This window comes from Candidatus Reidiella endopervernicosa (assembly GCF_013343005.1).
Lineage (GTDB): Bacteria > Pseudomonadota > Gammaproteobacteria.
This window is the reverse complement of record NZ_CP054491.1, coordinates 3,148,553-3,162,386: the sequence shown is the minus strand read 5'-3', so window position 1 is coordinate 3,162,386 and position 13,834 is coordinate 3,148,553. Positions and strand designations below refer to the sequence as shown.

General features: G+C 53.6%; 16 protein-coding genes and 1 pseudogene. 9 read left to right on the top strand and 8 right to left on the bottom strand.

Annotated features, from left to right (window positions below):
• Positions 1–96 precede the first annotated feature (96 nt).
• Positions 97–876 (bottom strand): FKBP-type peptidyl-prolyl cis-trans isomerase, encoded by a 780-nt coding sequence (locus tag HUE57_RS17160; protein ID WP_236860632.1) that lies wholly within the window; start codon positions 874–876, stop codon positions 97–99.
• A gap of 424 nt (positions 877–1,300) precedes the next feature.
• On the opposite strand from HUE57_RS17160, the gene HUE57_RS17155 reads away from it, so the two are divergent.
• Entirely contained in the window at positions 1,301–1,681 is a 381-nt protein-coding gene (locus HUE57_RS17155) for a PilZ domain-containing protein (protein ID WP_174673588.1), read from the top strand.
• Positions 1,682–1,751: 70 nt separating this feature from the next.
• Here the strand turns inward: HUE57_RS17155 and HUE57_RS17150 are convergent, their stop codons facing one another.
• On the bottom strand, positions 1,752–3,740 hold the full coding sequence (locus HUE57_RS17150) for an SLC13 family permease (protein WP_174673587.1): 1,989 nt from the start codon (positions 3,738–3,740) through the stop codon (positions 1,752–1,754).
• A 269-nt stretch (positions 3,741–4,009) separates the two neighbouring features.
• Here HUE57_RS17150 and HUE57_RS17145 point away from each other — a divergent pair.
• A pseudogene (locus HUE57_RS17145) lies at positions 4,010–4,920 on the top strand (LysR family transcriptional regulator).
• Between the two features lie 7 nt (positions 4,921–4,927).
• The gene (locus HUE57_RS17135) at positions 4,928–6,064 is read left to right on the top strand and encodes a methyltransferase (RefSeq protein ID WP_408021573.1); all 1,137 of its coding nucleotides are present in this window, start codon (positions 4,928–4,930) and stop codon (positions 6,062–6,064) included.
• Between the two features lie 149 nt (positions 6,065–6,213).
• Here the strand turns inward: HUE57_RS17135 and HUE57_RS17130 are convergent, their stop codons facing one another.
• The 4 genes from HUE57_RS17130 to HUE57_RS17115 form a co-directional block, all read right to left on the bottom strand.
• Positions 6,214–6,870, bottom strand: a complete 657-nt coding sequence (locus HUE57_RS17130) for an SGNH/GDSL hydrolase family protein (RefSeq protein WP_174673584.1) — start codon at positions 6,868–6,870, stop codon at positions 6,214–6,216.
• A gap of 75 nt (positions 6,871–6,945) precedes the next feature.
• Positions 6,946–7,266, bottom strand: a complete 321-nt coding sequence (locus HUE57_RS17125; RefSeq protein WP_174673583.1) for a hypothetical protein — start codon at positions 7,264–7,266, stop codon at positions 6,946–6,948.
• Positions 7,267–7,299: 33 nt separating this feature from the next.
• Positions 7,300–7,545, bottom strand: a complete 246-nt coding sequence (locus HUE57_RS17120; RefSeq protein WP_135622510.1) for a hypothetical protein — start codon at positions 7,543–7,545, stop codon at positions 7,300–7,302.
• Between the two features lie 128 nt (positions 7,546–7,673).
• Positions 7,674–7,949 (bottom strand): hypothetical protein, encoded by a 276-nt coding sequence (locus tag HUE57_RS17115; RefSeq protein ID WP_078484945.1) that lies wholly within the window; start codon positions 7,947–7,949, stop codon positions 7,674–7,676.
• Positions 7,950–8,146: 197 nt separating this feature from the next.
• Here HUE57_RS17115 and HUE57_RS17110 point away from each other — a divergent pair, with 197 nt between their 5' ends.
• A complete protein-coding gene (locus HUE57_RS17110) occupies positions 8,147–8,983 on the top strand; it encodes a CvfB family protein (RefSeq protein WP_172840383.1) in 837 nt (278 codons plus the stop codon).
• Here the strand turns inward: HUE57_RS17110 and HUE57_RS17105 are convergent.
• Both HUE57_RS17105 and HUE57_RS17100 read right to left on the bottom strand, forming a co-directional pair.
• On the bottom strand, positions 8,980–9,162 hold the full coding sequence (locus HUE57_RS17105) for a hypothetical protein (protein WP_078484947.1): 183 nt from the start codon (positions 9,160–9,162) through the stop codon (positions 8,980–8,982). The genes HUE57_RS17110 and HUE57_RS17105 overlap by 4 nt on opposite strands.
• Before the next feature lie 267 nt (positions 9,163–9,429).
• Positions 9,430–9,657: a hypothetical protein gene (locus tag HUE57_RS17100; RefSeq protein WP_174673582.1), complete on the bottom strand. Its 228-nt coding sequence runs from the start codon at positions 9,655–9,657 to the stop codon at positions 9,430–9,432.
• 198 nt (positions 9,658–9,855) lie between these two features.
• Here HUE57_RS17100 and HUE57_RS17095 point away from each other — a divergent pair, with 198 nt between their 5' ends.
• From HUE57_RS17095 to HUE57_RS17075, 5 genes are all read left to right on the top strand, one after another.
• Positions 9,856–10,356 (top strand): GlcG/HbpS family heme-binding protein, encoded by a 501-nt coding sequence (locus tag HUE57_RS17095; protein ID WP_078484948.1) that lies wholly within the window; start codon positions 9,856–9,858, stop codon positions 10,354–10,356.
• 393 nt (positions 10,357–10,749) lie between these two features.
• Positions 10,750–11,733: a glutathione S-transferase family protein gene (locus HUE57_RS17090; RefSeq protein ID WP_174673581.1), complete on the top strand. Its 984-nt coding sequence runs from the start codon at positions 10,750–10,752 to the stop codon at positions 11,731–11,733.
• Between the two features lie 28 nt (positions 11,734–11,761).
• Positions 11,762–12,733, top strand: coding sequence for a DUF3179 domain-containing protein (locus HUE57_RS17085; protein ID WP_078483844.1), 972 nt, complete (start codon positions 11,762–11,764; stop codon positions 12,731–12,733).
• A 135-nt stretch (positions 12,734–12,868) separates the two neighbouring features.
• The gene (locus HUE57_RS17080; RefSeq protein WP_078483843.1) at positions 12,869–13,321 is read left to right on the top strand and encodes a hypothetical protein; all 453 of its coding nucleotides are present in this window, start codon (positions 12,869–12,871) and stop codon (positions 13,319–13,321) included.
• Positions 13,321–13,764 carry a YaiI/YqxD family protein gene (locus tag HUE57_RS17075; RefSeq protein WP_078483842.1) on the top strand — a complete coding sequence of 148 codons (444 nt, stop codon included), beginning with the start codon at positions 13,321–13,323 and terminating at the stop codon, positions 13,762–13,764. Before HUE57_RS17080 ends, HUE57_RS17075 begins: the two co-directional genes overlap by 1 nt.
• Positions 13,765–13,834: the final 70 nt, after the last annotated feature.

Sequence of the window (13,834 nt, the reverse complement as noted above, 5' to 3'; positions counted from 1 at the left end):
TATGAACATCCCCAGTTTAACGGGTGCTTTTAATAAGCGACTGGACTTCCTTCGATTCCGAAAGTTCACAACCCAACTTTACTGGATTTCCGGTAGTCACAGTTTGGCTTTTACAACCGGGCCTCTCTCCTTGATCCAGTGCGTAATCCCATGCTCCACATTGAAGATATTGGTGAAGCCAGCCTGGGTGCTGAGCAGGTTGGAGAGTACTGATGTACGATTGCCGGTGCGGCAGATCAGCACGACCTCATCTTCGGCTGAGAACTGCTCAAAGAAGCTATCCGGGAAGCCCTTCATGATGCGTCCTCTGCTATCAAAGGCTGTCATCAAAATACTGCCTTCGACCACGCCGGTCTGTTTCCATTCATCTGGACGGCGGATATCCACCAGCTTGGCACCACGTGCCAGCATTGTTTTGAGTTCGCTGTTGTCGATACTGGCAAATTTCGCTGGCTCGACAGCGAGCAGTTCAATCTCGAACTTCAGGGTGGCATCGGGAGGAATCACGTCACCGGCACCGCGTTTGCCATAGGCCAGCTGCGATGGGATCACCAGTTCACGTATGCCGCCCACCTTCATGCCGATTACACCCATCTCCCAGCCGGGGATCACCTTTCCGGCACCCACGGTGAACTGGAAGGGTTTGTCGCGGTCGAGCGAGGAGTCGAACTTGGTGCCATCCATCAGCTTGCCGGTGTAGTGCACACTCGGTGTGGAGAATCGGGTGACGACCTCGCCCGTTCCAATCTTAATGTCGGTCTGCTGCACAGTAGGCATGTTCGCCGTAGCCTCTTTTGCAGCCAGAGCTGTGGCTGAGAAACCCAGGCTGAGGCAAAGTAACAGGCCGGCAAACGGTTTCACGAAAGTGTTCATCATTTTTCCACTCCATCTCTTTATGGCGCTCAGGATACTAGGTTCTTTGCGTTGGTAGAAGTTCTATAAATAGAATGAGTGTGACCGCTCATCTGTGGTCATCTCTTCAATCTCACCGACATGGTCGACGGTGCGGCCCACGGTTTCTCGCTGGAGGGTCAGATGGTCGAAGGTTTCTGCCTTGTGTAAGGCCGGAACAGTATACCTGTTTCTAATAACACCGCCTTCACCATGGTCACTGGGCTGACGGCAAACGCCTCGGTCTTGCCTATACTGCTGGAGAAGCTGCAGGCCTACACGAACAGGAGCATATTGGCGCAATCTAAGTGCCAGAGTACGGAAAACTCTGCTCCGGTCACAGTTTCCCATCCTCTCCGAGTGTAGGTTTAGAGAAGATAGATATGTTTTTGTGGATTGTGGATAGGTAATGGAGAACAGGCGACGATATCAGCGAATCGCGCTCTCACTGAGCGCCGAGGCGATCAACGCCTCGGGTATGTGCAGACGTGTCGATTTGATCGAGCTATCGCAACAGGGGCTTGCACTGCTGTGCGATCAGGCCGCTATCGACCACCTTGAGGCTCTCGATCCAGTTAGTGGGCGAGCGCGCTTCCCGGTCGAGATCGAGCTCCGTTTCACACTCACGTATCAGGGCGAGACGAAGACATTCAACTACCGCTGTCGCATGGTGCACAAACAGCGCCGTTCGCAGAATGAGTACCGTTGCGGTTTCCTATTGCTAGAGACTGGCGAGGAAGAGAGTGAGTTGTTGACCGCTTTTCTGGAGCACTCGATTGATGAGGGTTAAGTCGTAACAGGGAGTAGTCAACAAAAGCCCGGCAGAGCCGGGCTTTTTGAAGATGATTGACTCTGCCCACTTAGAAGATGATGTTCATCATGATCATCATCACGATCAGGAACAGCACGGTCATAATGCCGCCCGCCTTCATGAAGTCAGGCACGCGATAACCGCCAGGGCCCATGATCAGGGCGTTGACCTGGTGGGTCGGGATCAGGAAGGAGTTGGAGGTTGCGATAGCAACGGTGAGTGCAAACACCGCTGGGTTGGCACCGACACCGAGTGCGATGTTAACCGCCAGTGGTACCAGCAGCACGGTCGCGCCGACATTTGACATCACCAGGGTGAAGAAGGTGGCGAGTACGGCAACAGCGGCCTGGATGACCCAGATCGGTTGATCACCGACAACGGCGAGTACCTGCTCAGCAATCCACTTGGCGGTGCCGGTGGTTTCAACCGCGAGGCCGAGCGGGATTAGAGATGCAAGTAGAAAGACGGTCTTCCAGCTGACTGCCTCATAGGCCTCTTCAATGCTCAATACCTTGGTCAGTACCATGCCGATCGCACCGGTCAGCAGTGCAACCGAGAGGCGCAGGTCGGTGAAGAGAACCAGGCAGAGGGCGATGCCGAAGAAGAGACCGGCGAAGCCGAGCTTGTGGGGGCGAACCTCCTCGTGCGGATACTCGGTGGTGACAACAACGAAGTTACGATCGTTCTCGAGGTGGGCGAGATCGGCCCAGGTGGTGTGTACCACCAGGGCATCACCGGCCTGGAACGGGGTATCACGTACGCCGCCACCCTCTCGGGTGATCGTCTCACCGCCGCGGTGGATTGCCATCAGCGAAAGGCCGTAGCTCTTGCGCATCCAGACATCGCGCGCGCTCTTGCCGATCAGGTTCGAACCGGGCGGGATAACTACCTCGGCGATACCCGATTTATTCGGCACCAGGGCATCGGCAAAAATGTCGAGCTCGGGCTTTACATCGACCTTGGACTTCTCGACGAAATTTTCGAGATTGGTGTTGTCACCGAGCACGCCAAGCACGGTACCGGCATCGATGCCGGTGGAGCGGTCGACGCTCTGCGCGCCGAAGCGAAGGCCATCTCCCTTCTCTATTGCGACGATGCGAACCTTGCAGGTTCCCTCGATCTCATCAAGGCTCATGCCGATCAGGCGGCTGTCGGCGGGCACCAGTACTTCGTAGACGCCGTACTCAACCCCATAGAGCTGGTCAAAGTAGTCCATCGTCTGTTGGCCCGAGGTGACATCCTCATCACCTTTACTGGTTGGCAGCACGAAGCGACCGGCAATGACGAAGTAGATGATACCGGTGGCGACCAGTGCCAGACCGATCGGGGTGACCGAGAAGAGGCCGAAGGTCTCCATCTGCTGCGCATCGGGCAGCGCCTGGTTGGAGGTGAGTATCAGGTCATTGAGCAGAATCAGTGGGCTTGAGCCGACCATGGTGACAGTGCCGCCGAGAATGGCAGTGAAGCCCATCGGCATCAGCAGACGTGACATCGGCAGGCCAGAGCGGGCCGAGATGCGCGAGACGACCGGCAGGAACAGTGCAGCAGCACCGACGTTCTGCATGAACGAGGAGATGAAGCCGACGGTGCTGGAGATGATCGGGATGATGCGCCCCTCGGTGGTGCCACCGACCTTGAGGATGAAGCCGGCGACCTTGCTCATGATGCCGGTCTTGTCGAGCCCGGCACCGATGATCATCACCGCGATGATCGACATCACTGCGTTAGAGGCGAAGCCGTTGAAGAGGTTGTTGGTATCGACCAGCCCCTGCTGCAGCCCCATGAGTGGGGCGAGCAGCGAGGTGAGACCAAGCAGCACCATCACCGAGGCGGCGGCGACATCGACACCGACTACTTCAAAGGCGAACAGGTAGATAGTCAGCATCAGTACCGCACAGACCCAGGCGATCTCGATGGTAGGAACCACCTGGGCGAGGCCGATTGCGATCAGAGCGAAGATCGCGGCAGCGATCCACTGCTTGAGATTGGTCTTGGTCGGGCGGGCCTTGGTCTGCTCTTCATCGGCAAGGGCATTCATTACGGGATAACTCCTAACTCTTTGATAAAACGGTCAAACAGCACGCAACAGCAGAACAAAAAACGGCTCCACACGAGGGGAAGGCCTCTCGTGAAAAGACATTTGTCGTTGGGTTTCGGTCTGAACCAAAATATTCCCCACAGGAAAACAAAGGTCAAACCAAGTGCCAAACTATGGCTGGTTGCGTGCCAGAAATAGATTGATGGTGGCGAATAATGCCTAGTGTCTCGATGCTATTCAAATGAATAGAAATACTCTAATATTCCTAAATGGAATATAGAAGCCTTCCGGACCTGAAGGGGCTGGCTACCTTGAGAGCGGTTGTAGAGCGCGGTGGCGTGGAGGAGGCGGCGCAGTCGCTGCATGTCGGTCAGCCCGCCGTGACTAAGCGACTGCGTGCGCTCGATACCTGTTACGGGATTAAGTTAATGCAGCGCGAAGGGCGGCGGCTGGAGCTGACGCCGGCGGGAAAGCGGGTCTACTCCTACGCCCGTCTGGTGCTCGATCATCAGACCACGCTGCTCGACGATCTGGAATTTCTGCAGGCTGGTCAGAACCGGCTACGCCTCGAGGTCAACTTCTCCATCGGTGAACATCTGCTACCCACGTTGCTGATCGCCTTTGCGGAGGCCCACCCCGAGTATCGGATTGAGAGTCGTATGGGGTACACGCGACGTATTCAGACCCGTCTGGCGACAGGCATGGCCGATCTGGCACTGCTTGAGCAGGCGCCCGACCATCCCGATGTACTGGTACAGAAGTGGCTCGACGATGAGTTGTTGCTGGTCTGTGGTCGAGCCACCCGCTCTGGGAGGGTGATCTGTTGCCAGTCACCGATCTATCAGAGCTCGACTGTGTGCTGCGTGAGGCGAAATCGTCGATGCGTATTCTGCTCGATAAGGCGCTGGCCGATATCGGCATAGAAAGGCTCTCGATTGCGATGGAGGTCGGTTCGACCGATACCATTGTCGAGATTCTTGAGCACGGCAAACACGTCAGCTTTCTGCCGCGCTTTGCGGTTAAGGATGCACTCGCAGCCGGGACGCTCTACCACATCAAGATCCAGGGGCTGCGCATCAAACGAACGTTGTGGATCGCGCGTACCCGCTCCAATCTCAACAGTGCAGTAAGCGAGGCATTTGTTGAGTTGCTGCGTGAAAAAAGCCATGCCAAGGAGTAGAGGTTTGATAGAAGAGCAGGCAAATTTCCCACAGGCTAGTGTCGTACTGAAACGACTACCGAAGCGCAGACGCGAACTTTTACGCGCCTGGGATGCGGCCGATGAGTATCTTCTCAACCATCTTAATGAGCAGCAATTGCCGGTTGCGGGATCTCGTGTCGCCATCGTTAATGACAGCTTTGGTGCGCTGGCGGTAACGCTAGCTGAATATGCTCCGACGGCGATCAGTGATTCATGGCTATCGCAGGCAGCAACTCGAATGAATCTGCAGGAAAATGGTCTAGCAGACAGTGCCGTAACGTTGTTGAGTGCACTCGATGAACTGCAGGGTGAGTTCGATCTGGTGTTGATCAAGGTGCCAAAGACGTTGGCACTGCTGGAGCATCAGCTGATTGAGCTGGCACCCCACCTGACACCTACGAGTCAGCTGATCTTCGCCGGTATGGTCAAGTTGTTACCCAGCTCGGTCTGGAAGCTGATCGAGCGTTTGGTAGGACCAACCACCACATCGCTGGCCAAGAAGAAGGCGAAGCTGATCATTGCCCAGCCTGATGGTTCGTTAAAGATGCCTGAGAACCCCTATCCACACTGCTACACCCTGGAGGGGAGTGACTATCGGATATGTAATCACGCCAACGTCTTCTCACGCGACTCACTCGATATTGGCACCCGCTTTTTTCTGCAGCATTTGCCGCAGATGCCAGAAGCGAAAGAGATCGTCGATCTCGGTTGTGGTAACGGTGTGGTCGGACTGATCGCTGCAGAGAAAAATCCACAGGCATCGATCCACTTTGTCGATGAGTCGTTTATGGCGGTCGCCTCTGCGCAGCAGAATTTTGAAACTGCCTTTGGTGATTCAAGATCGGCCCAATTTTCCGTGGGTGATGGATTGGAAGAGTTTGCAGTGGAATCGGTTGATTTGATTCTTTGCAATCCCCCTTTCCACCAGCAGCAGGCGGTCGGTGATCAGATCGCCATGAGTATGTTCAGGGAGTCAAAGCGAGTACTGCGCAGAGGCGGTGAGCTGTGGGTAATCGGTAATCGTCATCTCGGCTATCACACCACGCTAAAGCGGCTGTTTGGCCGCGTGCAAAATATCGAGTCGAACGAGAAATTTGTTATTTTGCGTGTGCTTCAATCTTGATCACGATTTGTAACTAAACAGAGGTTGGAGTCGCTCTCCAACTCCGACCTGATTTTTAGATGCTGGTCGGTCAGAAATAGATCTGATAGTCAAGATCTGAGCCGTCTATGAGATAGGGCTGATTGCTTGTCTATTATCTGACGCATTAGTTAACGGGGTGAGAGAAATCCCCGTTTTCTGAGTGCAATCTCCCAAGGTCCAGCCAGTTTGTCGAAACCGAGTGGGGTTGGATGGAGTTCATTGAGCCAGTCGTTATCTGTGAGTGTGTTGCGACAGTCGACAAACTCGATCTTGTCTGAGGTTGAGGCGATGGCGTTCATTAAATCAGCCAGTCGGTCGAAGAGCTCTGTTGCCAGCGGTCGTTGCAGATCTACGGGTACCTTGCACGTGCGCATGGGTTGCCGTAATGCCTTGCTGTCAGGGATTGGGTGGTCGTAGCTGTGAATGAAGATCGTGGCAGTGGGTAGTTTGGAATGGGCCAATTCAATTAAGGTCGCATAGTTGTCTCGAATCTTCTGCATTGTTGTATTAAGTCCGGCGCTGACCGCCATGGATAGCGAAGCGAAGGCGGTTAGTCCGCGATAGTCGACGCCGTCTGCATATTCGTAGTTGAGAGCGCGAGCGGACGACGAAGAAGATGCAGCAGCGGCTTTATGTCGGCGTAGAGTCACTGAGGGAGTTGTGTAGAGCCGCGAAGAGGTGATTACGCAACGTACGCAGGAACGTCGGGGCGCCGAAGGCATAAACGGTCGCGTTAAGTTTTTGCTGTTTGCTTGGGCTTGGATGCCCAAAACAAACTTTCGCAAAATAGCGACCCCCCAGCTGATTGATGCACTTCTCGGTAGTTGTCGCGTTGCTGCAGTCGGGATTCAGTAACTGCTTCATTCTCTTTTCGCCGGCAATATCATTTCCGCTGCCTGAGATAATGGCCGCTTTGATGGTTTCGCCATAACCACCCGCCCTGCTGAGATCCTGACTGAGAGTTTCCAGTAGATCGGGTTTGGTGAGATCTTTTGTGCTGGCGCCGTTGGCGCGGACGAAATGGCGTGGTAGTCGGTGGAGTGCAGGTTGAGCAGGTTGTTGATCGGATTGAGCAGATTGTTGATCGGGTACCAGCACCACGAGTCGCCGATAGCGAGAAGGGTGGGGTGGTCGTCGCTGGCAATTAGTTCATCTTCATTCCAGTAGGGGTATTCGGCCATCTCAGTTCTCCTTGCTGTGGCTATTTAATTCCTTTACTTGAGTTTGTTTCTCCACTGTTTGCAGTTGTGTTTTGTGAAACGGTCCTTCTGTTTTTGGCGTGATCGTTTCCAGCTCTCCATGGTTCTTGCAGAGCCGCCTGCCCGACGCAGATTGGTGTAGTAGTTAATTTGATCCTGAACAGATTGGCACTGTGCCAGGCTGCCTTTTGAGGCTGCGACAACGTTGTGTGGGTTGATGAGGATTGTAGCGAGTAGAAAAAGTAGGGTTCTGTTTTTCACGGTTCTCTCTCCTTGAGAAACTGCTCTGACTGATTGAATCTTATTTGATCTGTCGGTTGTTTACAGCGTAGTTTAGTCTTGATTTTTGATTGTATTTTGGATGTTACTTTCCTGAGTGGATCCTACTGTTAAGTGGTGTAGCTTGTCAGTGCTGCTTTTACCTGTTGCCACGCCTCTCTGGGACCACTGCAGACATCGTCAGCCAGCCAGCTGGTTCCCCATAAGCGTTCGTGAGCCTCGACCTCACTGCTGACTCGAGTCTGTTCCGCATCACTGATGACCAGTGCAAGCAGCACTGCGGCGCAGGCGAGATGGCGCTCGTAGAGGGGGCGGTCCTCGGCCTGACGAGTCGACTCAGCTGCTTTTTTTAACTTAAGAATATAGGTGGCGATCTCTTGTTCCATGGTGATGGCCTTTTATTATTGTCTGATCTATTTAATGGCCGTCGCAACAGGCCTGGCTCGATAATAAACCGGCATCAGTTGCAGATTCAAACTCAGCGGTTGGAGTGTGTTGCAGCCATATCTCTACGCGGTTGCTTTCACCGCAGTAGCAACGCATCATCGCAGCTGAATTTAACCGTTTATGAATGAGGTTCTGCGTGGCTGAGATTGGCAAGACAAATCGTCTCAAGGTGGCTGAGAAGGCACCCTATGGGCTCTATCTCTCGGCAGGTGAGCTGGGTGAGATCCTGCTGCCGACGCGTTACTGTCCGAAAGATGCCGGAGTGGGTGATGAGGTGGATGCCTTTATCTACTACGACTCTGACGACACCCTGGTAGCGACAACGCAGAAGCCACCGGTTGAGGTCGGTGGGTTTGGCCTGGTGAAGTGTGTCTCGATTGCAGGTCCGGGGGCCTTTCTTGACTGGGGATTGCAGAAAGATCTTCTGGTGCCCTACAGCGAGCAACACAGGCCGCTGGAAGAGGGACGCAGTTATGTTGTCTACGCCTATCTCGATAGTCGTAGCCACCGCATCGTCGCCTCAACACGGCTCGATCGCTACCTCGATAACACACCGGCTGACTACAAGGTGGGTGAAGAGGTCGATCTGCTGCTCTGTGAACAGACCGATTTAGGGTTTAAGGCGATAATCAATAGCGCACATTGGGGCGTGATTTTCGCCGATGAGATCTACCAGAAGCTACGCTACGGCCTGCGCGTGAAAGGTTATATCAAGCAGGTTAGAGATGATGGCAAGATCAATCTCTCACTGCAGAAGGTTGGTTATAAGCGGGTTGACGATCTCTCTGAGCGCATCCTTACGATGCTCAAGGCGGAGGGCGGCATGCTGGCGGTCAGTGACAAGAGCCCACCTGAAACGATCAACAAGCTGTTTGGTGTCAGCAAGAAGGCGTTCAAGATGGCTGTCGGCGCGCTCTATCGCCAGCGTAAGATCGTATTGGAGAAGGGGACTATCAGGCTCAGTGACGACTAGAGGTCGTTCATCTTGGCCGCTAGTGCCTCCTGTACATCCTCCATCACATCACTCATTTCGTAGATGGCACTGGCGCAGCTGCCCTCTATAGTCAGCTTTGAATGGGTGTAGAGACCTCTAAGTTCGATCAGGCCTGCGACGGCATTATTGGCTGTGGTGTTGTTATAGTTATCTTTCATTTCCGACTCCTGTTGTCGGTTTCTCTGTAAGGGATGGTAAATATAGCTGCTGATTTGAGTTTGGAAAGTCTTGAATTGATCTATCTTCTGTAGGTGTATCGCCTACAGTTATCACTGCTTACACCCTATTAAAAGGATTGTTTGAGCTGATTAATGGAGTTTAAAGGCTTCTATATGCTCATATTCCATTAATTAAAGGGCTCGATCGCTGACCGCCATGGAGAGCGAAGTGAGGGCGGTTAGTCCCCGATAGTCGACGCCGTCTGCCTATTCGTAGTTGAGAGCGCGAGCGGACGACGAAGAAGATGCAGCAGCGGCTTTATGTCGGCGTAGAGTCACTGAGGGAGTTGTGTAGAGCCGCGAAGAGGTGATTACGCAACGTACGCAGGACGGTCGGGCGCCGAAGGCATAAACGGTCGCGTTAAGTTTTTGCTGTTTGCTTGGGCTTGGATGCCCAAAACAAACTTTCGCAAAAATAGCGACTCCCGGAACCACTTGTATGGAGATATTAGAGAGTTAGGGCGTTGGAAGGTTGTGAGGTGGCTTAAGGTTCTTTGTTGTGGTGAATGCTGGTTGCTATGCCGTGCTATTGTGAATATTAGTGGTTGTAATGTTGATGATTGTGCTGACATTAGTTGTGGTGGTGGGTTTTCTGTGTCGTTTTTGTTTGGTTTTGATTGACAGGAGAAAGAGATGAGAGAAACTGTTCGTAGATCACTATCGGCACTTTTGTTACTAAGTGGTGCAACTGTTGTAAATGCCGGAGATGTATTGACCGTAAAGACGATCGGTATGGAGCTGGCACGTGATATTGCCACTGAGTCGATTATCGCCTGTCGTGAGATGGGCTATCAGGTGAGTGCGGTGGTGGTCGACCGCCACGGCACGGTACAGGCAGCACTGCGTGACGATCTGGCGGCCCGTTTTACCCTGCAGATCGCAGAGGAGAAGGCGAACATGGTTGTGATGTCGGGCATCAGTTCGGGGGACTTTCGTGCACTTAGGGAGGATATACGTCCAGAACTCAACCATATCGACGGAATTATCGTTATGCGCGGTGGTGTGCAGATCTCGGCAGCCGGCAGTCGTTTGGGTGCCGTTGGCGTGAGTGGTGCCCCAGGTGGTGAGAAGGATGAGGCGTGTGCGCTCAAGGCGCTGGCGAAATTTGAGGAGCGTCTCGAGTTTGCCGACTGAGTGATCAGGGGCTGGTCGCTTTCTGCGTCCAGTCCCTTACTATCTGTCTCTATTCTCTTTAACTATCGCTCAGCCCGATCATTCTGATCGGGATTTTGTACACTTCTATCTATTTATTCGGCCTATGCTCTCTAGTAGGTGATATCTATCCACTGCAACTGGAGGTGGTCGCCATGAGTGGGTATGTCGGTCTCATCAAACGCAGCATATTCGCTCAGCCCTTCCTGCTGATGGCAGCCACCTTCCAAGCCCAGTTGCCGATCAGATGTCACGGGTCATGTTGTTGAGGAGTAGTGCTGTGGCGGGAGAGGTGTTGATGATCTTCAAGAACGGCTGAGGAGAGTTGAGGATGGATAGGATGACACGTAGAGAGCCGGTACTGGTGAGAAACTCATGAGCCTCTGTGTCGATGGTGATGTCTCTGCCAACTGGCTGGAGGCGGAGACGGAGCGCGAGACGGGTGAATTCAAACGCTTCGACTCTCAGTTTCGTAACTGGATAACCCCTGATGGTTCGGTAGGCCAGAGTGGCGTGGGCGGTTTTAAGGCCGAGGCAGGGCGTTACCACCTCTATATCTCTCATGCATGCCCCTGGGCACACCGGGCGCTGATATTCAGAAAATTAAAGGGATTGGAGTCGATGATCTCCCTCTCGGTGGTCAATCCGCTGATGGGAGATGCGGGCTGGTCGTTCGAACCCTATCCGGGGGCTACGGATGATGGGGTCTACGGTGCCCGCTTTCTAAGTGAGCTCTATACCCTGGCGGCACCGATCTATAACGGTATCGTCACAGTGCCGGTGTTATGGGATAAACAACGCAATACCATCGTAAATAACGAATCTTCAGAGATTATTCGCATGTTCAATAGCGCCTTCGAAGCCATCGGCGCAAATGACTATGACTACTACCCGGAATTGCTGCGAACTGAGATAGATACCATTAACCGTGCGATTTACGATCATGTAAATAACGGTGTCTATAAGGTGGGTTTTGCCAGCAGTCAGTTGGCCTATAAACGTGCCTTCGATAACCTGTTCTCTGCGCTTGATCAGTTAGAACAGTGTTTGGGCGAGCGGCGCTACCTGCTCGGTGAGCTAATTACCGAGGCCGACTGGCGACTCTTTACCACTCTGGTGCGTTTCGATGCCGTCTACGTTGGCCACTTCAAGTGCAACCGTCAGAGGCTGATCGACTATCCTAATCTGTGGGCCTATACCCGAGAGCTCTATCAGCTGCCGGGTATCGCTGAGACGGTCAATTTCGACCACATCAAGAGTCACTACTACCGAAGTCATCACTCAATCAATCCGAGCGGTATCGTTCCAGAGGGTCCGGAGCTCGATTTCTGGGAACCGCACCGGCGAGAGAGGATCTAATGAGGGTCTGTTAGAGGAGGGTAGTCTCATGCAACTCAATCTAACGTTGATTAAACATCGCTATGCGCGTTGGCTGATCTATTCGCTGCTGGTGATCGCATTTTTCCCGCTACTGATGCGTGCGATCAACGCCGCACTGCCCGATAACGGCTTCGATCTCGAAGCATCACTGATCCCAAGCGAAGAGATCTACCATGGCGGACCACCGCGTGATGGCATTCCTGCGATCGACAAACCCAGGTTCGTTGCTGCGGCTGAGGCGACCTTTCTCAAGGGGAGTGATCGAGTCCTTGGGATTGATCGCAATGGCGTGCGCAAGGCCTATCCGATTCGCATCCTGAACTACCATGAAATCGTCAATGATCACTTTAAGGACGAGGCAGTCGTCGTCACCTTCTGCCCACTCTGCGGCACCGGCATGGCCTTTGAGGCGAAACTTGATGGCAAGTCACGCAGTTTTGGTGTCTCAGGGCTGCTCTATAACAGTGATGTATTGCTCTATGATCGTGAGACCGAGTCGCTCTGGTCGCAGATTCTAAAACTCTCCATTAGTGGGCCGATGAAGGGGCATAAGCTCAGACAGCTGGCGATCAGTCACACCAGCTGGGAGGAGTGGCAACGCGGCGGTGATTCGCTGGTGCTCTCATTTGATACCGGTTTCAGTCGTGACTATAGCCGCAGCCCCTATGGAAACTACGGCGAGTCAGAGAGTATCTACTTTCCGGTGGCCAAATTTGATGGTCGCTATCACCCCAAGGAGATCGTGATTGGGGTGGAGATCGACGGTCAGTTCAAGGCCTACCCGATCAAGGAGCTGGCGCTGGGCAGGGAGCCGCTGGTCGATATCTTTGCTGGTCAGGAGTTAGAGGTTCGTTTTAATGTTGAACTCCGCAGTGGCGGTGTGTTTGACAGTGCCGGAGTGGAGCTACCTTCGTTAACTGCCTACTGGTTCGCCTGGTATGCGTTTCATCCAGATGGTGAGGTCTATAGCGCTCAATGAAGTAGTGGGCGGTTAGACCAGATGTTCAGGCGGATTTCATACCCAGTTTTTAACGGTACGCTGACACGCGATTGAAGTGCGCTGGTACATTGCCGATACTTAAGCAAATAGCCTCAAGCAAAGAAAAGGTTTTAGATGAGAGTTGTAATCGCACTGGCCCTGCTACTGAGCTGCACGGCGTTATCGGCAAAGGATATGAATCAGCGCTTTGCCGCCTTCGGCCTCGGCTCGAAGAGCTGTAGTGACTATATCTCCGCTACCATCGATGGGGGAGATGAGGTCGACTATTACAACAACTACATCCTCGGTTATCTCTCCGCCTTTAATCTGATCGTTCCCGGTACCTATAACATCCTCGGCACGAACACCATGAGTGATGCCTTCGAGTGGCTCAATGACTATTGCCGTGAGGAGGGCGACGCCTCGTTTATCAATGCACTGGCGAGTCTCAGTGACGCCTATTATGAAGAGCGGCAGAACTTCCTCTCCAGCGGTGAGGGATGGCAGAGCGGTTCACCCTCAGTGAATAAGACGGTTGAGGGGCTGCGAGAGATGATCAAGCGTGGTCCAGTCGAGACTGCGCAATAATGCACATCTGGGTCGATGCCGATGCCTGTCCGGGCGTTATCAAGGAGATTCTTTTTCGCGCTGCTGAGCGGCTGAAGGTACCCACGACATTGGTGGCCAATCAGCCGCTACGCACACCCCCTTCGAAGGTGATCAAGTCGGTACGAGTGGCTGCCGGGTTTGATGTCGCCGATAACTACATCGTGCAGCAGCTACAGCAGGGTGATCTGGTGATCACCGCCGACATCCCACTCGCCTCTGAGGTGATCGATAACGGTGGTCACGCACTCAACCCGCGTGGTGAGTTCTATACCACTGAGAATATTCGTCAGCGGCTCAACATGCGCGACTTCATGGAGGAGATGCGCAGTACCGGTATGGTCACCGGTGGCCCGGCCGCGCTGGGGCAGAGTGAACGTCGCGCCTTTGCTAACGAACTCGACCGATTCCTCGCAAAAATATAGAGTGACAGGCTGGCGACGTGGCAGCGTGCTGAGAGTAGGCGCTGTTCAGGTAAGAGAGAGGGGTGCGGGA